Genomic DNA, 19,052 nt, shown 5'->3' with positions numbered 1-19,052 from the left:
TAAAAAATGGAGAATTTAAAAAGAAAAGATTTAAGCAATTTATCACAACGTTTAATTAGAGCAGGTGAACTTTTAGTTTCGGGTGAAGACCAAAAAGAATTAGACTCTTATTTCGATACAGAAAATTTTCAATTTCACGGTCCTGGATTTGACGCAGATTACAGGGGTCTAATCAGTTACTTTCAATCGGTACAAGCTGCATTTGGTCCATTAGTAATTAAAAGAGGAATTATAATTGAACAGGACAATTATATTGCCTGTCAAACATTCATTGAAGGAAAATTTATAAATGATTTTACCCAATCGCCAATTGGCATTATATCGCCTAATGGAGAAAAAGTAGTTTACGATTTAATGAATATCTTCAAATTTGATAATCAAGGTAGATTAATTGATGAATGGGTAAGAATGGATAATAGAGGTTTCCTTAATCAGCTTGGTGTAAAGGAAAATAAATAGTATATAGCAGGTTTCACGAAGGATGGGAAATTCATTTAGAAAAGTACCATACCTTTGTTATAAAAATTAAAATATAATTTTATCAGGGTGGAACTAATTCGATTAAAATCAATTAAAGAATATCATAAAGCACTCGGAATAGGTGATCCAGAGAATCCGCTTTTAAGTGTTATCGATCTTTCTAAAGTTGAGCCCCATCCGGGAGAAGGCTTATTAAGCTATGTTTTTGACTTCTATACAATTTCGCTAAAGAGAACGGAAAGTGGCAATATAAAATATCGTTATGGACAACAAAAATACGATTTTGACAATGGTATTTTGTATTTCATTGCTCCCAATCAAGTTTTTTCTTTTGATGCGGATGAGAATTTTTCTTCCAGTGGTTATATCCTACTTATCCATCCAGATTTTCTATGGAATACTTCTCTAGTGAGAACAATAAAAGGATATGATTTTTTCAATTATAGAATAAATGAAGCCCTATTTGTATCGGAAAAAGAAGAAGCTGTATTAACAACTTTCATTAAAAATATAGAACTTGAAAATAATTTGAATATCGATAAGTTTACTGAGAATATTATAGTTACCCAAATTGAGTCGTTTTTAAGTTATTCAGAACGCTTTTATCAGCGTCAATTTCTATTCAGAAAAATTAATAACCATCAAATTCTTGAGCGATTAGAGGATTTGATCGATGCTTATTTTAAAAATGAAAATTTAGAGCAGAAGTCATTATTGTCAGTAAAGTTTTTGGCGACAAGTTTGAACATATCTTCAAATTACCTGAGTGGCGTATTAAAAACACATACTGGTCAAACCACACAGCAACATATTCACAATAAATTGATTCAAAAAGCGAAAGAAAAGTTATCTACAACTCAATTGACAATTACTGAAATAGCTTATGAATTAGGCTTTGAACAAAGTCAAAGTTTCAGTAAACTATTTAAAAGTAAAACAAAGTTAACTCCAAAAGAGTTTAGAGCTACTTTCAAGTAAATCTGTAACATATGAAAAAATCACTATTTTAAATGCGTAGGAACGCTGGTGAAATTAGAAAACATCTCTTCAAATATTTTTACTAAATTTATCAATATTACGCCAATATTCGACTATTTTTGACATTATAAAATAACAATAGCTTGTCAACCTATATCAGAACAAGACAGTTATGGTATTCCTGGAAATCTCTCCTCTATTGAATAATGGTTTGAGAGGTGAAAATTTAGTTGAAGGCATGGTGTACAAGAGATTGAACAAAAATAAAAAAATTGCCTTAGTTGTAGGCTCCTTAAAAAGTCAAAGCTTCTGATATTCTAGAAATTTGGTAATGTCAATGTAGCGTCGCTAAAAGTGATAAAAAGACGGAAGAATTATAGAGTACGTCAATAAAAATATGCTTTTCGAGCTAAGAAAGATATGTCAGAAATGAAAAAAACCATAGTTTGATAACATAATTAGATTAATAAACTTAAAAAAGTAATCAATCGGTCTCACTCCCGTCATTCACCTTACTTCGTTCGGCTGCTGCCGTCGGTATTCCTTCATGATTAAAGTGTAAACGAAAAACAGTTTTTCTGCATCCCTACCCTTCGCAGGCACTTCACAGCCCATAAAAAAAACAGCAGCTTAAAAATAAGCAACTTTTTTTTTTAGGCTGTTCCGTTCCTCAGTTCCGCACGTTCATTCCTTGCGTTCGGTCAGGCTTATATAAGCAGGATAAAGCTTCATTACTTTACGCTCCGTGCCTACGCTCCACTGCGTTCCAGCCCTATCCTACTTATAGTCTTCCTTTTCTTAACTTGAGTTGTTACTCAAATCTCATAGATTTATCTTTTCTACGTGCGTTACAGATTCCTTGATAGTTACTTGATACTAAAACAAGTACAAATCAATCAACCTATTTATTTCCTTTTCTTCTTTTGGGGAAATATAAATGAGGTCTCTCCTCCTTCATCCATAGCTATAAAAACATCGAATTTCTTACCTGATTTACTAACCATTCCTTTTAATAACCTCATCTTTCCTATAGTTATAAATGCTTCCAAATCCACAAGATTGAGTTGTATACCGCATATAATTCTGAACTGAACCCAATTACAATTATCTTCCTTGCATTTAACTAATTTGTCTCAATTAATCAATTTTTGCACCGCACATTTTGGACAAATTAGCTCCATTAGTCGCTTGAAATTATTAAATATCTCATTTGAGTTTCTTTCTAAATAAATAAAAAAATAAATCGATATTACAAACTATAAGCAAGAGCTAAAATTCCTTTTAAATAAATAAATCACCTAATAATTCAGCCAAACAGCATTACCAAAAACTTCAAGATTTATATTCTTATTTATAGCTTTTATTCTGATGGCATGAGCACCTGAATTTAAGTTACGAGGGATTTCAATTCTCCATAAATGAGTACTAATCGTTTTGGGATTTGGAAATTTAGAAATTTTCATACTATCGTATTTCCCTTCCCTTTGCAAAACAAATTGTTTTTGAACATTAGGAGAAATTCCATCAAATTTGCTCATTTCAGTCCAATCCCCTTTATCGTAACTAATGAAAACTTTGGTCGCATCATCTGCGGCAAATACATTGGCATAAATATATTCATCATTAAGAATGTTAAGGGTTTTATCCCACTCATTCCTATTTGGAACCGAAATATCCATTTGTTTGTTACTTGAAGCTCCAGAAACTTTATAATTATAATTGTACTTTTCGGTATTAATTTTAACAGTCCAATATCCTTTTGGAGTTCCATCATACATCAATGCAAAAGGAATTTGATCGAGATCATGTGGACCTTCCCACCAAGATCCGCAAACGGCACCAGCTAGTAATTCATGAATAGGATTTCCTGATTTGCGTGGAAAATACTTATGGTATTGGGTGTGTGTATGTCCCGCACTTATTAGCACGTTCTCAAACGGCTCTAAAGATTGAATAACCCAATCTTTGTCTTCCATTTCTTCTAACGGAATGTGCATAAAAAGGTGAATGCGATTAAAGTCTGTTTTTTTAGATGCAATCAATTGTTGAATGAATTCTTTTTGATTTTCATCCAATCGTCCTACATAGCCTTTTTCGTCTAATGGATAAATATTATTGAGTACCAGAAACAATTCATTACCATATTCAAAAGCATAATGAGAAGGCCCAAAAATATCTTCGAAACTTTTGTCACGATCCTGATATCTACTTTCTTTAAAATTCAAATCATGATTACCAATGGTATAAAAAATAGGCGCACCAATTAGTCCTAAAGTTTCTGAAAGTGGTTTAAATATTGCTAAATTATCAAATGAAAGATCTCCTAATGGAATTATAAAGTCGATGTCGTTGTCCATCAATTCTTCGGTAACTAATTTGCCTACATGATGTACATCATCGATAACATCTACTTGAGTATCTCCTAATAAAACAACTTTTAAATTCTCATTTTCTACATTAGGATTTAGAGCAAAATTATATTTTTTGATTTCTTTTATTTCTTGAAAAGGAACATAAAACAAAACGCTATTTTGCTTGTTTAGTTTTGAAATATATTGTGATGGCTTTATGACGAAAACGGTATTACCCTCTATTTTAGAGATGTTGTATTCTCCTCTGCAATCCGTTTTCACAATATCTTTTCCGTTCGAAATTAAAACATTAGGAAGTACAATCTCATCTTTGTCAAAAACTTCATTTTTATTACTATCGACAAAAACAACACCAGAAAGATGATTATTTGACTGTGCCGAACCATATATTCCACACATCAAGAAAACTACATTAACAATTAATTTACGCATGATTTCAGAAATAATATTTATTTCACTAGCATTATTCAACATCTAGTAATTGTACTATTTTTTTGTATATATCAGTATTTTGATATACACCCATAAAATACTGAGCACTTGGTCCATAAGCAAAAACAGGAACCATCACTGCGGTATGATCATTGGTACTAAAATTGCCATGCACGGAACCTATTTCAATATTTCCATCTATTAGAGACAAACCGCCTGTTTCATGATCAGCAGTTACGATAAGTAAGGTTTCTTTGTTATTGTCCACATATTTCATGGCTAGGCCCACTAATTGATCAAAATCCAGAAGTTCGCGAACCACATAATCCAGTTCATTTTTATGTCCTCCGTAATCAATTTGTGCTCCTTCTTCCATTATAAAAAATGGCTTTTTAAATTTGGAAAAAGTCTCAATTGTTTTTGTAAAAGCCTTGGATAAAAAATCTCCTCTTCCGTCTTTTTTAGATACCACTGCTCCATTATCAGCTATTACAAATTTAGTGTTGCCAATACTGTCAATCATACTAAATTTATCCGAAAAGGTATATCCTTGGTCCTGTAATTGCTTTGCTAAATTATTGCCGTCTTTTCTATTTATAAATTCGTTTGTCCCTCCTCCTATTAAAATATCCGTTGGATACGTTAGAAAATCTAAAGCAATGGCTTCATTAAAACTTCTATCGGTTTGTTTTGCATAAAATGCAGCTGGAGTGGCGTCAGTTATATTTCCTGAAGAAATTAGGGCCGTTTGAAAATTGTTTTTAACTAATTTCTGTATTATAGATACTAAAGGTTTTCCATTTTCATCAACACCAATAAAACGGTTGTTTGTTTTATTTCCTGTTGCCATAGCTGTTGCTGCCGCGGCAGAATCTGTGATATAACTATCGGAGGCATTTGTTATTGAAAATCCTTGTACTGGCATGTTCAAAATATTCAATTGCCCTTTGTTTGCTGTATAACCAGCATAAATTTGGGTTAAACCCATTCCGTCACCTATTAATAGTATAATGTTTTTAGGCTTTTTTACTTTATCGAAAGCCAAGTCTTTTTTAGGTATGTAGGTTTCGTAAAAATCGGTGTTTTTGTAACTATTCGCTTTTAAATTAGCTATGAACTGCACTAATTTAGTGGTATTATCTGTCGCAATATAGTCTACATCTAAATTCATTAAAGCGATCCAAGTGTTGACATTGTCTTGGGTAGACCAGAATCTAATTTTTTTATGTTGCTCGTGTACTTTATTAATAATTGCCTCAATTTTTTCGAAATCTGATGCTGTTAGAACGCCCTTACCGTTCCATACAGTATGATTTTTTAAATCCTCGCTAATCATTTCAATACGTGCTAATTGCTCGGTAGTGTATATTTCGTTTATCCTACCATCAAAAGAAATATAAGATGGATAATTTTTCCATAAAGACGGATCTGGTCTGTTACCCGAAATTATGATTTTTAATGATTTATTATCCGTTATTTCAGGATATATCTCTAATTGTTGTACAATCATTTGTAAGCTAGGCACCGCATCCGACTTCACATCAATCATTAAAATTAATGGTTTGTCATTTGGGTATACTTTACCTTTTAACGCTTTTATTTTAGAGACAAGTGGTTCTAAATATTGCTTTTTTAGCGTGCTATTTAGTGTAATATCTGCTATGGTGTGTGCAACAAATAAATCATTATTTGATAAAAACACATCTGCTTCAATCACACCTACTTCGTTAGTATAAGCGGCAATAAACGGAAGGGCGTTTGCGTAATCATTATGTGAATGGATATTAGAAGAAGTGTACTCGTGCACTTGCGCAAATAAGAAAACAGGAAAGCAAAGAAGGATAATTATTTTTTTCATTAGAGTAATATTTGTGTAGCTACGGAGTTCAAATAGCACAAGTTTTTAATAAAAAACCAGTCTCTTTAATTAAAAAAGACCGGTTTTTAAGTTTAGAAATAATGTCTTTTTATGCTTTACGCCTGCGAGATTACAACAAACCCGCAGGGTAAAGACTTACAACAAAAACAAAACTGAAATTATTGATTACCAACCTTGATTTTGCGTAAGCGTGCCCTTGCTTACAGCAATTTCATCTGGTGGTATTGGCCATACGCTGTGTATTGCTGGATTAAAATTACGAGCTGGGTAAATCACTACTCCATTATAATCGTGAAGCGGTTTTGCATATGTTGCTTGTGCATCTCCCCAACGCACAAGGTCAAAATGTCTGTCTGTCCATTCTCCTGCTAGTTCACAACGTCTTTCTCTTTTTAAGTCGGTCATTGTTGCTCCAGAAATACTGGCTAAACCGGCACGATTGCGAATCATATTTATTTCGGTGTCGGCATTTTGACCTTTCATTAATTTCGCTTCAGCCATCATCAATATTACATCTGCATAACGTAATAACGGAACATTTAATGCCGTCGATGGTTTGTCTCCATTGGCATTTACATAGCGTGTATCAACACTACCTGAAGTAGTTTTAGGAAAACTAAATGGATCCATATACTTCTTGAATTGCATTCCCGTACGATTACTAGAACTCACTTGGTAAGAACCTTCATTGAAAGTAACTTCGGTACCGAAGTACGTGAATTTATCTCCTTTTTTCAAAATAGTTGCCGAAAGTCTCTTATCATTAGCAACGTAAGTGTCCAATAGTTCTTTAGTAGGATAAAAATTCCCCCATCCATTATAAGCACCCCATCCTTTGTCTTCAAGACAAACTCCCGGAAAGATAGAGCCTAAAGTAGTATTAGCGGCACTTGAAGTTGCAGACCAAATATATTCAGAAGACCAGTTATTAGAAATTTTGAAAACATCCTCAAAATTAGTTAACAAAGCATGCTTGCCACTTTTCATTATTAAATCGGCATATTTAATTGCACTATCATAATCTTTGGCATAAAGTGAAGTACGCACTATATACCCCCAAGCAGCAGTTTTATGCGCACGTCCATAATTATCCGCACTTAACTCATTAAAATAAGGAAGTAAATCTGCAGCTTTGATTAAATCAGCTGTGATGTAAGCATAATTCTCTGCTACATTTTTGGCACGCGGAATAAAAATATTAGTAGGATCTTCACGATCTTGAATAGGTATTCCCGCACGCTCGTCACCATAACGATAAGCCAATTCTAAGTGCATTACAGCATGGTTAAAATAGGCTTCGCCTAACATTCTGTTTTTTGTAGGTTCGTCAATCGTAATATTTGGAATATTGCGAATCACATCATTACAACGTTTCATTATTTCGTAATGAACTTTCCAGATGTCTTTAGTATCAGATTCAGACCCGTCTACAATAAAATTCTTAATACGCTCTGCATTTTGCCTTGGTTTAGTTCCAATATCATCACTGGCATTATTGAGCCAAAAGAATCCCCTACCATACATATTATCATCATTATAAAGAGCATAAATTGAATTTACTCCTGCTTTTGCATCAGCAGCTGTTTTCCAAAAATTCCCTGTAGATGGCGCTCCTTGCGGTATTTGATCCAATTCATTTTCACAACTTAATGTGGTAAAAAGGAGTCCTAAACCGATGAATAAAAAACTTATTTTTTTCATTTTACTTCTATTTTATTATTTTCTTTAAAAAGATAAATTGATACCTGACATATAAATTCTAGATAATGGATAACGACCTAAATCCATTCCGAAATTGTTTAATCCTACCTCAGGATCCATACCTGAATATTTTGTAATGGTAAACAAATTTTGCGCAGAGACATACACTCTTAATTTTACTTTATCATTAAATAATTGGTTGTTAAAAGTATATCCTAGTGATACATTTCTTAATCGTAAGAAAGAGCCATCTTCAATATAAAAATCTGAAATTCGACCAAAATTATTATTATTGTCTTTTGATGATAGAATAGGAATCGATGTATTTGTGTTTGTAGGTGACCATGCATTTTTTGACTCAGCTAACAAGTTATATCCAGGAAATGAAGCATTAAGTCCTGTATGTTTCACAGCATTGAAAACGCTATTTCCAGCTACACCTTGCAAGAAAATATTCATATCAAACCCTTTGTAATTTAAATTTGCATTAAAGCTGTATGTTGTTTTAGGAAAAGGATTTCCTAAAACGATTCTGTCGCTATTATTAATAAGACCATCACCATTAATATCTTTAAACTTAATATCTCCAGCTACAGCATTGGGTTGGTATTTGACACCTGTACTGTTTACATAATTGTTCACTTCATCTACAGATTGAAATAATCCGTCAGTTGAAAATCCGTAGAACGAATTTAATGCACTACCTACCTCATAAACATTTGCAATAGGTAAACTTCGCACACGTGCTCTACCTTGAGGTTCAAAATAAGTCAAATCGTCTTTAATTGAAACTACTCGATTTTTTAATGTAGATGCGTTAATTGTAAAGTCCATTTTAAAATCCCCAATTGATTCTCTATAATTCAAACTTAACTCTACTCCTTTATTTTCAACTTTTCCTGCATTTACAGTCTGCCCTTCATTTGCACCAGCAAGCCCTGGTAACTGATTATTAACCAACATATCTTTATTTGTTTTCACAAAGACATCAATAGTACCACTCAATTTATTTTTTAATAAACCAAAATCAAGCCCTAAATTGGTTTGCTCAGAACTCTCCCAAATTAAATCTGGATTGGACAATTTTCTTTCGGCGTACCCATAGTTTATTATAGGTGTATCTCCAAGTAAAGATGTCGTTTGCGTTAACGGAACACTGAATTCATACGGTTGTAAGCTTCCTAAGTTTCCTATTTGTCCCCAACTAGCACGTAGCTTTAGATTAGAAACAATATTCTTACTATTTGCCATAAACCCCTCGTTAGAAATTAACCAACCAGCTGACAGTGATGGATATACTTCCCAACGATTAGCAGAAGTTAATTTTGACGTTCCGTCTCGGCGTACAATTCCAGAGAATAAATATTTATCAGCATACGAGTAATTTAATCTCCCAACGTAAGAAATCAATAATTGGTGATTTCCATTTGCGCCCAATTGCCTAAAATCTTTACCATTCACTAAATAGCGTTGCGAAGGATCTTCGTTATCAAAACCAGTTGCCGATATTTGGAAGTATTCTTGCTTGGTATCTTGATAAGTATATCCTCCCAAGACCGTAAAACTATGCTTTCCTATTTTTTTATCAAATGTCAAAGTTTGTTCACCTAATATATCAGTTAAAGTCGTCGAAGACTGAATCAGTTGGTTGAAATCGAAAATTTTCCCAGGCTCAGTAACTTTAGATAGAAATTGTTTACTGTTGTCTTCAATTCGAGTAATACCCCAATTAGATTTAAAAGTAAGTCCCTTAACTATTTCCCATTGAGCATAAGGGTTAATTAGAATTGTGCTAATAGGATTGCTATTGTCTAATCTTTTTAAATAAGCGACAGGATTAATAACATCACCATAAGAACCTATATATTTATTTGGTACACCACCAAATTGACCAGATCCATCTTGCTTGTAAACAGTAGCATTAGGTGGATAAAATATAGCCGATAGTATGGCACCCACATAACCGTCATTTGTATTTGCTGTTTGCCCATTTCTTAATGAGTATGTAATATTTTCACCAATTGTGAAGTTGGATGTAATTTTAAAAGACGAGTTGGCTCTAGCTGTATATCTTTCAGAAAATGTATTTAGTAAAATCCCTTCATTTTTACGGTATCCTCCAGAAATAAAGAAATTTGATTTTTCGCTACCTCCATCAATAGAAAGCGTTAAGTCATTAATATTTCCTTTTCGAAATATTTCATCCATCCATACTGTATTTGTAGTTCTAGCAGACGGTTCTTGATTTGGATCAAAAGCGGCAACTCGAGGCAAACCAGCATTATCCGTTGCTGTATTCATAGCATCAGCATACTCCGCCGCATTTAAAGCTTCTAATTTTTTAGCTACATTTTGATAGCCCGCTTGATAATTCACGTTAACACGTACGCGATCACTACTTCCTTTCTTTGAAGTAACTAAAATCACACCTCCCGAGGCACGAGCTCCATATATTGCTGCAGAAGCCGCATCTTTTAACACACTAATTGATGCAATATCATTTGGATTAATGTCATTAAATGAACCACTATAGATAATTCCGTCTAAAACGACTAAAGGAGATTCCGCATTTATTGAACCTACACCTCTAATATTTATTGTAGGCGGAGCCATTGGATCTCCCCCATTATTAATTACCGTAACCCCAGCAACAGTTCCTTGTAATAATTCAGCGGTTGAATTGTAAGTTCTACTTGACGATTCTTTCATTGACACACTAGAAACAGCGCCAACAACTTGAGACTTTTTCACACTACCATATCCCATGACTACAACTTCATTAAGTTGCTTCATATCAGCCACCAATCGTACACTTAGAACTTTATTTAATTCATTTACGGGAACTTCCTGCGTAATATATCCAATATAAGAAAATAGTAGCGTAGCTTCATCAGCATTGACCGTAAGACTAAAAGATCCATCAAAATCAGTCACAGTGCTAACATTAGCGCCTTTAACTTTGATACCTACCCCAGGTAAAGGCATTCCGTCATCATCACCGTAAACAACTCCGGTAATAATAATTTTTTCTAGATCTATTGCGCCTACCTTTGAACTTTTTTTAATGATAATGTTATAACTATTGACAATTTCGTAGCGAAGAAATAGATTTGCACAAATTTTATTGAGTGCTTGTTCTAAAGTAACATCATTTAATTGTAAAGAGATTTTTTGGTTCGTATTAATTTGGTTCGTTTCATACATAAAATGTACATCAACTTGATTTTCAATTCTCTGGAAAATATTTTTTATACTTTCATTCTCTACTTTTAATGTCACTCTGTTATTACCATCAATAGTTGCCGCTTTTGTTGTTATTCCGATAAAAAATAAACTGACAAAGAGGATTAATTTTGCCAACACGGATTTATTAATACCTTTATTTTTTTTGGCATACCGCATTTGTTTTTCATTCATAGTCTTATGTTTTAATTTTTAGTTAGATTGTTCATGATTTTATATAAGTATTCTACGTAGCATTTCTTAGTATTCTATTCTAGCTGTGGCAATTGCACAAGCAAGAGATTTTTGTTTTTCAGGAAAAAATTTACTTTATAGTGTAAACACCATTATCCAATTTATAAGTAGCATTTATAATATTGCACACTAAATCAATAACTTGATCTGCTGGAAGTGCTTTGAAATAGGCATTTATCTTTAGATTATTCAAATTTTTATTTTCAACTTTTATAGCCACATTATAATTGCGATTTAGTGTAGCGATAACTTCTTGCAAAGGAGTTTCATCAAAAACTAAAATGTTTTTTCGCCAAAGCGATACTGTATGTTTTGCTACACCATTATAAGCATGAAGTTTGTTGTTATGCACATTTAAAACTACTTTTTGACCTGGAATTACATAGATATTCTCATTAGTAACGGTTGACTTAACATTTACTTTTCCAGTTACTACAGCAACTTCTTGTTTTAACTGATCAGTATAAGCATGCACATTAAAACTAGTCCCTACCACTTTCGTATCCATCTTGTCAGTGTGAATTATAAACGGATGTGCTTTGTCTTTGGCTACATCAAAAAAAGCTTCCCCAGTTAAATAAACCTCGCGGGTATCGCCTTTAAACTCGATTGGATATTTTAAAGTACTGGCTGCATTTAACCATATTTGGGTACCATCGCTCAAAGTTATTTTAGCCTGTTCTCCTCTATTAGTATTGTATTCTCTATCATTGAATAGTGACGTGGAAAATAAAAAAAAAGAAGAGAGCCCCAGTACTATTAAAAATGAAGCTGCCATAGTCCAATTTTTTCTTGGCATAAAAAATAAATTATTAGCATTTTTGATAACTGCAATCTCTTTTTTTATTTTACTATCACTAGAAACCGTTATTTTTTGGTTTTCTGCGTTTAGTTCAGGATTTTCAAACCAGCAATCCCAAAGTTCCTGTCCTTTTAAGGATGACTTTCCTTCTAAAAAATATTTTATATCTTGATGTAGTTCTTCTGGCATCATAGTATGTTTATTGCTTTAATAGTATGTCCTCGAAATTGTATTTTCCGGTAGGTTCGTAAGGTTACGCTTGTGTTAATAAATAGATAAGTATTAAATAAGAAATCGCACTTAATTAAACTCTCCCAGATAGGAACGCATAAACTTAAGCGAATACGAAATGTGGTATTTGACTGTTTCTAGTGATATGTTCAACTCCTCTGCAATTTCTTTATTAGAATATTGTTTGAACCTACTCATGACAAAAACTTCTTTAGCCTTTGTGGGAAGTAATGATGTTGCTTTATCAACAGCTTGCTGCAGTTCATCATGGAAGATTGATTCCATGGTATTGTTGCTATTAACAGTTAATGTATTACTATCTATAACTTCTTTTATATATTGATCGGTTACAGTGTGCGCTTTTATGTAATCTAAGGTGACGTAGCGTACTGAGGTATAGATGTAAGCGGAAAATTTCTTTTGAATCACTAAGTCTTTGCGTCTTTCCCAAATGGTGGTAAAAACTTCCTGAACAATTTCTTCAGCAATAGGAATAGATTTCATCCTTATGTATACAAATCGAACAAGTAAATCTCTATATCGAAAATACAATTCATCAAATGCCTTGTCTTTACCTTGTTTTAATAAATCGATAAGCTCTTCGTCTACATATTTTTTATACATGACCGCTCGCTTTTTTACTATTTGTTACATAAAAAACATTCTCAGAAAGACTTAACTTGCTTAATATGTTGTGATGTATTCGTAATTTTAAAAATACCATGTAATACAGTTTAAGGTTTTACTATATGTCTTCAAAAGTAACTGCATGGGTAGGTTTTCAAGGTTACGTTTACATTAATAAAAAGGAAGGTTTATCAAACATCTTCTTAACATTAAAATGCTATTAATGGAAATTGTAAGTCTCACTCCAGTCATTCTCTTTACTGCGTTTGGCTGCTCCAGTCGGTATGCCTTCATGCTTTAAGGTGTAAACGACATCTGTTTTTCGGCATACCTACCCCTCGCAGGCACTTTACAGCCCATAAAAAAAACAGCAGCTTAAAAATAAGCAGCTGTTTCTTTTAGGCTGTTCCGTTCCTCAGCTCCGCACATTCATTCCTTGCGTTCGGTCAGGCTTATATAAGCAGGATAAAGCTTCATTCCTTTGCGCTCCGTGTTTACGCTCCACTAAATTCCAGCCCTATCCTGCTTATAGCCTTCCTTTCCATAATTTGAGTTGGTACTCAAATCTAGTGATTCATCTTCTACTGCGAGAATTGCAATATTTTTTTATAATTAAATTTTACTAAAACAAGTACAAATCAATCAACCTACTTATTTCCTTTTCTTCTTTTGGGGAAAAATAAAAGAGGTCTCTCCTCCTTCATCCATAGCGATAAAAGCATCGAATTTCTTTCCTGATTTACTTATCATTCCTTTTAAGAGATTGGTCTTTCCTTTAATTATTAATACTTCCAAATCCATAAGGCTGAGTTGGATGCCGCATACATTTCGAAACTGAACCCAATTACATTTTTCGTCCCTGCATTTTACCAACTTGTCTCGAATAATCAGTTTTTGCACATTACATTTTGGACAAAGTAGCTCCGGTTGTCGCTCTACTTCTATTACTAAATCAAGTATTTCTTGAGTTAAAGACCTTGTAAAAGCTTCTATTTCTTTCTGGAAGGTTACTAAATTCGATTCCTTATTCTCTATTTTTTGCAAAGCTAGTTCCCAGTTTGCAGTCAATTCTACATTAGCAATATTCTTGTCTTTTACCAATTCATATACCTTTAATCCCTTTTCTGTAGGCAGTAGCAATTTCTTATCGCGTTTGATATATTCTCTTTTAAAAAGTGTTTCAATAATGGCTGCTCTAGTGGCAGGAGTACCAATTCCTACCCCTTGTATTATTTTACGTTCCTGTTCATTTTCAATCTGATTCCCTGCGCTTTCCATTGCAGAAAGCAAACTTGCTTCCGTGTAAATAACTGGTGGTTTGGTTTTCTTTGCTACTACTTTTGCTGTCTTAATCTTTACTTCATCACCTATTTTTAGCGTTGGTAACTCTTGAATTGGATCCTTATCTTCATCGCTAAAATCACCTTTGATAACTCTCCAACCAGCATCTAGAATTTTCACTCCTTTTAATCCAAAATCATAGTGTGCCACCTGTAGTACAATGTTTGTTATCTCTTTAGCACAAACTGGTGAAACAGATTCTAATAATCGATAGGAAATCATTTCGTAAATTGCCTTCTCTCTGGCTGATAAAGCCGATGGTATTTTATCTGTTATCAATATACCATGATGATCGGTCACTTTTAAATCGTTGACGATTCGTTTATTCAAACGGTTTAATCTCATTTTAGCAACTACAGCTTTGAATTTCTCAGTCTCATCCATTATCCTTATTAACTTAGGAATTTCTTCCCACATGTCTTCAGGGATATATTTACTCCCAGTACGTGGGTAACTAATAAATTTCTTCTCATAAAGACTTTGAGCAATATTGAGCGTTTCCTCAGCCGTTAGACTTAACTTTGTGTTAGCTTCCTTCTGTAAAGCGGTTAGATCAAATAATAATGGTGGCTGCTCACTAACGGTTTTGGTTTCTGTGTCAATAACTGCAGCCTTTCCATGCCTATGCATTGTTTTCAATACGTACTCAGCCTTTTTGCCTTCATCCCATCTAAGAGTGGAAAGACTTTTAAAATCAACGTATTCTTTGTTATGCTCTAATTCAATTTGCCAATACTGTTCAGCTGCGAATAACCGGTTTTCTAAAAAACGTTTACAAATTAGTGCTAATGTTGGAGTTTGAACCCGACCCAACGAAAAAACACCACTACCACTCGCAACTGTAAGTGCTTGCGACGCATTGATTCCTACTAACCAATCTGCACGGCTCCTTCCTACTCCTGCATCATGCAAACTATCAAAGTCTTTTCCCGATGTTAGATTCTCAAATCCTTTAAGAATTGCCTTTTCAGTTAACGAACTAATCCATAACCGTTCAAAAGGTTTAGAGCAGTTTAAATATTCATAAATGTACCGAAAAATAAGCTCGCCTTCTCGTCCTGCATCGGTAGCCACAATTATACTATCGCAGTTTTTAAATAGTTGATCAATAGTATTTAGTTGTTTCAATGCCCCAAGATCACGACTATAAGTCTTGCCTTTCTTTACTTTACGTACTGTCAATAAGAATGGATTAGGCAATATAGGCAAAGCCTCTCTTTGAAACCCACTAATTCCATAATCTTCCGGCATAGCTATAGTCACTAAGTGTCCGAACGCCCAGGTTACCTGATATCCATTTCCCATCAAGTAACCTTCTTTCTTTTCTGTCGCTCCTAACAAGAGAGCAATCTCCCGAGCAACACTTGGTTTTTCTGCAATTACTACTTTCATCTGAACAAGTCTTTAGCATAATTACATTTTTCGCCCTTTTGATTTGGCTTCTTTGGGTTTCTCTTGCAGTTCTTGTTGCTTTTCAGTTTCTGGGCTAGTCTGTTTGCTTTTCAGAGGCTCTTTACTATTTTTAGTGGCCTCGTTGGTTTTACCTTCAGAATTGACAGCAACTTGGGTTTTACTCTCCTCTTTCGGTTGTGCTTTCTCTTTTACTTTATTGGGATTGTCAAAAGAAAAACCTGTTTTTCCTGTATCCTTATCAAAAGTGATGTATCCTTGGTATTCTTTTCCTTTCTTGTCAAGCAAACCGCTTACATAAACCGTTTGTCCTTCTTTGAATTTTTCAAATTGAGCACTATCCAATTCTTTTCCTCGAAAAGCTTTTGGAGCTTCAATATCTTGCTTTTCTGCTTGCTTGTTGCTATTTCCTCTATCGAACAAAAATTCTACATATCGCTTGTCTGCATTAAACTGTACAGAAGCATTAAATGGCTCTCCCTTTTTTGAAATCATACCTTCTAAATACAAAGGCTTACCTTCCGATAATATAGTTTTCTGTTGATCATCAAGCTTAATTCCCTTGATTTCTTCTGGAATTTTAATGAGTGTTGTACGTAGCGCAATGAGCTCATTAGTCAACTTGTCAATGCTTATAATTGATGGAATTGTCTCGCCTGTTTTGGGATTTGTCAAATCAACAATTCGTCCCATATTTCCATTTTTCAGCAAATTATCTTTGTCTTCCTTTGTAAATTCATGACCAAAGAATTTAAAGTGCAGTTGAGGTTCTTTACGAATTCCGTGGATTGCCAATACCAGTTGCCCGTCTTCTTTTGCTTGCAGCGAAAGCCTAGCATCCATTTTAGTAATTGATGACCCTAAATCAAGAGTGACTGGAACTAATTCATTTGTTTTGTAGCCTTTGAGTAAAGGCTCAAGGACATTCATTTTCTCTAGTCGTTCTTTAGACAAACCAAGATTAGACATTGACTTCCAATCGATTTGTTCTAATTTGTAACGGTTTTCTCCCGCTTCCGTTGCGTTCTGTGTTGCTTCCATAATTTATAATTTTTAATAGTTGATAATATAATTTTAACTGCTTAATAGGCTACATAGATGGATTTAATACTCAGAATTACTTCTTGAAATCTGAAAAAAAATCTGAGAATAAATCACCTTGTTTATCTACACGTTTAAAGTGTTTCACTTCAATTTCAGATACATCTATTGTAAGTCCAGCTGAGTCTGTTTTCGTCTTTTCTTTAGATTCGTTTTTGGCCAATTCGGTTTTTACTACTTTCGAAAAACGACCTCCTTTGTTCAAATTATTATTTAGATCTCCTTTCATAACTTTTCCATTTAAAAATTAATTTATCCGAAAGTAACTAGATATAAAATAGACCGTTACGCCTTGGCATCTGTAGGAATATCATGTCTTAAATTGTCCTTGCACCTTACAAAAGGTGCATTAAAGCTTTCCCGTATAAATTGATGCACATCTGATAATTTATAATAGATCTTACCACTAATTGTATAGTAAGAAAGTTTGCCCGACGATCTATAGCGCTGTAAAGACCTATTACTAATTTTTAACATTTGAAGAAGATCTTGATTATCCAGCAATTCTTCTCCATCAATATTGTTTCTGCTTTTTTGAACATCATTGATTTGATCATTCATTAAATCAAATCGATCCATGATTCGCTCCATCCAACTTATAAATTCCATTCTATCAATATTCATATTGGTTTACTTTAAAAATTGTACACTTACTTATGATCTAGTGCAAATTTGTAAATGATTTAAGTATAATTCTGCCAAGACCAACCAATTGAATAATAGATTTTTGTAGTTCATTTAATTAAAAAAACGGCAAGCGGTACTGCCTACGTGTCAAACATTTCAGGACATTCCCTATTCAATGAAAAATGGAATACTTGCTTACCAATTGGTAATTATGGGCAAAAAAAAAACAGCATAGAGAATCGCTGTTTTATTGAGGAATCTAATGAGTTATAAATTTTTATTCATATACTCTTCAAGTGATACTTTTAGCTGATCGATGAATGCTGTTCTAGAACCTGTTCTATCTTTCATCCGGTGGAACGCGTGATGAATATCACCTAAATGAATTTTGAATAAAATAAAAAAAGCTAAATTAATTTTACGAATACCAACTTTTCCGTGCGAAATAGCTCCTACAGCATAGAGTGCGTATATTAATTCTATAAGTGCATTTTTTGAGTCAGTCCAAATTAATTCCTTAACCGATTCTGAATTTTGTAGTGTTTGATCAGTATTATAATTCGTATCTGTTTTTGAAAGCAGGTAAGTGTATAAAAGTTCATTTGCGATAATGCGAGCGACTTTGTAATCATAATAGGTAGAATGATTGGAGTCAACTTCAAAAACAAAACTGTTAAGTCCCATTGCATAATTTATTTTTCCTAGCATGTAGTACTCCCGATCAAGATCAGTCCTACCCGACCGATAGTATCTATAAAAATCTGAATTACGAATATGTTCGCTAAATTCCTGCTTCAATTCTTCTAGTTCATTAGTAAAATAGGCTTCGTACATTTTTCCATTGTAAACTGGACACGAGGTCTCAATTCTAAATACTTTATTATAAAAGATTAATTTCCCAAGTAGCTGCGGCTTGATATTTTTAAAAAAATTAATTTCTTCAGCCTCATCTTCAAAACCTTCCTGCACAATTTTATATTTCAACTCAACTAACAACTCTCGTAAATAAGTAGTTAACTTACAAGATTCCTCTATCAAATTACTGCTTTTTTCACTTACTACCCTTTCATATTTATTTACGTCAGAAAGTATATTCTTTAATGTATTTTTCATGTTTAATTAATTTTAAACTGTAAAACATTGACAGTTAGAGTTTTAGTTTAAATAAATTTAACAACTAAAAAGACTACATTTTTATAATACATCAAAACTTAACAAAATCACAATGTTTAGATAACACATCTACACAAAAAACAGTTAATAATACAGCATTGGTAACATAAAAATGGATTAGTCAATTGTCAGGCACACACTTTTTATGATCATTTGTAATACCTAGATAAATAGGCTTTAGCCATTAATTATATGTATTTGGTACCAATAAATATAAATGCAGAAACCATTGATAAATTATCAAATTACTGCTCTATATATTTATTAGAGTATAGAAATGAGGTAAATCGCAGTTTAAATCAGTACAGGATATTTATTTTTTGATTTTATCGCTTAAAAGTAAATTCTCAATTTAAATACAATACAGGGAGAGCAGTTCTACATTTGAATAGGTTTATAGATTAATAATTAACAGATTTAC

13 protein-coding genes and 1 pseudogene are annotated in these 19,052 nt (G+C 33.3%); 2 read left to right on the top strand and 12 right to left on the bottom strand.

The features are described 5' to 3' along the window. The first annotated feature begins 6 nt into the window (after window positions 1–6). Complete coding sequence (locus LXH21_RS14885) at window positions 7–459, top strand: nuclear transport factor 2 family protein (protein ID WP_239867665.1); 453 nt, start codon at window positions 7–9, stop codon at window positions 457–459. An 87-nt stretch (window positions 460–546) separates the two neighbouring features. Continuing rightward, a complete protein-coding gene (locus tag LXH21_RS14880) occupies window positions 547–1,458 on the top strand; it encodes a helix-turn-helix domain-containing protein (protein ID WP_239867662.1) in 912 nt (303 codons plus the stop codon). A gap of 905 nt (window positions 1,459–2,363) precedes the next feature. Here LXH21_RS14880 and LXH21_RS14875 read toward each other — a convergent pair. The 12 genes and pseudogenes from LXH21_RS14875 to LXH21_RS14820 all read right to left on the bottom strand — a co-directional run. After that, window positions 2,364–2,552 (bottom strand): annotated as a pseudogene (locus LXH21_RS14875) (topoisomerase C-terminal repeat-containing protein); the annotation flags it as partial. A gap of 204 nt (window positions 2,553–2,756) precedes the next feature. Beyond that, entirely contained in the window at window positions 2,757–4,262 is a 1,506-nt protein-coding gene (locus tag LXH21_RS14870) for a calcineurin-like phosphoesterase C-terminal domain-containing protein (protein ID WP_239867656.1), read from the bottom strand. Between the two features lie 31 nt (window positions 4,263–4,293). Continuing rightward, complete coding sequence (locus LXH21_RS14865) at window positions 4,294–6,120, bottom strand: alkaline phosphatase (protein ID WP_239867653.1); 1,827 nt, start codon at window positions 6,118–6,120, stop codon at window positions 4,294–4,296. Window positions 6,121–6,306: 186 nt separating this feature from the next. After that, window positions 6,307–7,842: a RagB/SusD family nutrient uptake outer membrane protein gene (locus LXH21_RS14860; RefSeq protein WP_239867650.1), complete on the bottom strand. Its 1,536-nt coding sequence runs from the start codon at window positions 7,840–7,842 to the stop codon at window positions 6,307–6,309. Window positions 7,843–7,866: 24 nt separating this feature from the next. Continuing rightward, window positions 7,867–11,259 (bottom strand): TonB-dependent receptor, encoded by a 3,393-nt coding sequence (locus tag LXH21_RS14855; RefSeq protein ID WP_239867647.1) that lies wholly within the window; start codon window positions 11,257–11,259, stop codon window positions 7,867–7,869. Window positions 11,260–11,389: 130 nt separating this feature from the next. Next, on the bottom strand, window positions 11,390–12,313 hold the full coding sequence (locus LXH21_RS14850; protein ID WP_239867644.1) for a FecR family protein: 924 nt from the start codon (window positions 12,311–12,313) through the stop codon (window positions 11,390–11,392). 108 nt (window positions 12,314–12,421) lie between these two features. Beyond that, window positions 12,422–12,976 carry an RNA polymerase sigma-70 factor gene (locus tag LXH21_RS14845; protein ID WP_239867641.1) on the bottom strand — a complete coding sequence of 185 codons (555 nt, stop codon included), beginning with the start codon at window positions 12,974–12,976 and terminating at the stop codon, window positions 12,422–12,424. Window positions 12,977–13,630: 654 nt separating this feature from the next. Then, window positions 13,631–15,712: a type IA DNA topoisomerase gene (locus LXH21_RS14840; protein ID WP_239867638.1), complete on the bottom strand. Its 2,082-nt coding sequence runs from the start codon at window positions 15,710–15,712 to the stop codon at window positions 13,631–13,633. A 21-nt stretch (window positions 15,713–15,733) separates the two neighbouring features. Then, a complete protein-coding gene (locus LXH21_RS14835; protein ID WP_449536212.1) occupies window positions 15,734–16,771 on the bottom strand; it encodes a DUF3945 domain-containing protein in 1,038 nt (345 codons plus the stop codon). A 76-nt stretch (window positions 16,772–16,847) separates the two neighbouring features. After that, window positions 16,848–17,060 (bottom strand): hypothetical protein, encoded by a 213-nt coding sequence (locus tag LXH21_RS14830; RefSeq protein WP_239867635.1) that lies wholly within the window; start codon window positions 17,058–17,060, stop codon window positions 16,848–16,850. 56 nt (window positions 17,061–17,116) lie between these two features. Beyond that, window positions 17,117–17,455 carry a helix-turn-helix domain-containing protein gene (locus LXH21_RS14825; RefSeq protein WP_239867632.1) on the bottom strand — a complete coding sequence of 113 codons (339 nt, stop codon included), beginning with the start codon at window positions 17,453–17,455 and terminating at the stop codon, window positions 17,117–17,119. Window positions 17,456–17,725: 270 nt separating this feature from the next. Continuing rightward, window positions 17,726–18,571, bottom strand: a complete 846-nt coding sequence (locus LXH21_RS14820; protein ID WP_239867630.1) for an RteC domain-containing protein — start codon at window positions 18,569–18,571, stop codon at window positions 17,726–17,728. Between the last annotated feature and the right edge of the window lie 481 nt (window positions 18,572–19,052).

Source organism: Flavobacterium algicola (assembly GCF_022399565.1).
GTDB classification, from domain to species: domain Bacteria; phylum Bacteroidota; class Bacteroidia; order Flavobacteriales; family Flavobacteriaceae; genus Flavobacterium; species Flavobacterium algicola.
The sequence above is the reverse complement of the archived record's forward strand: the minus strand, read 5'-3'. Positions and strand labels throughout refer to the sequence as shown.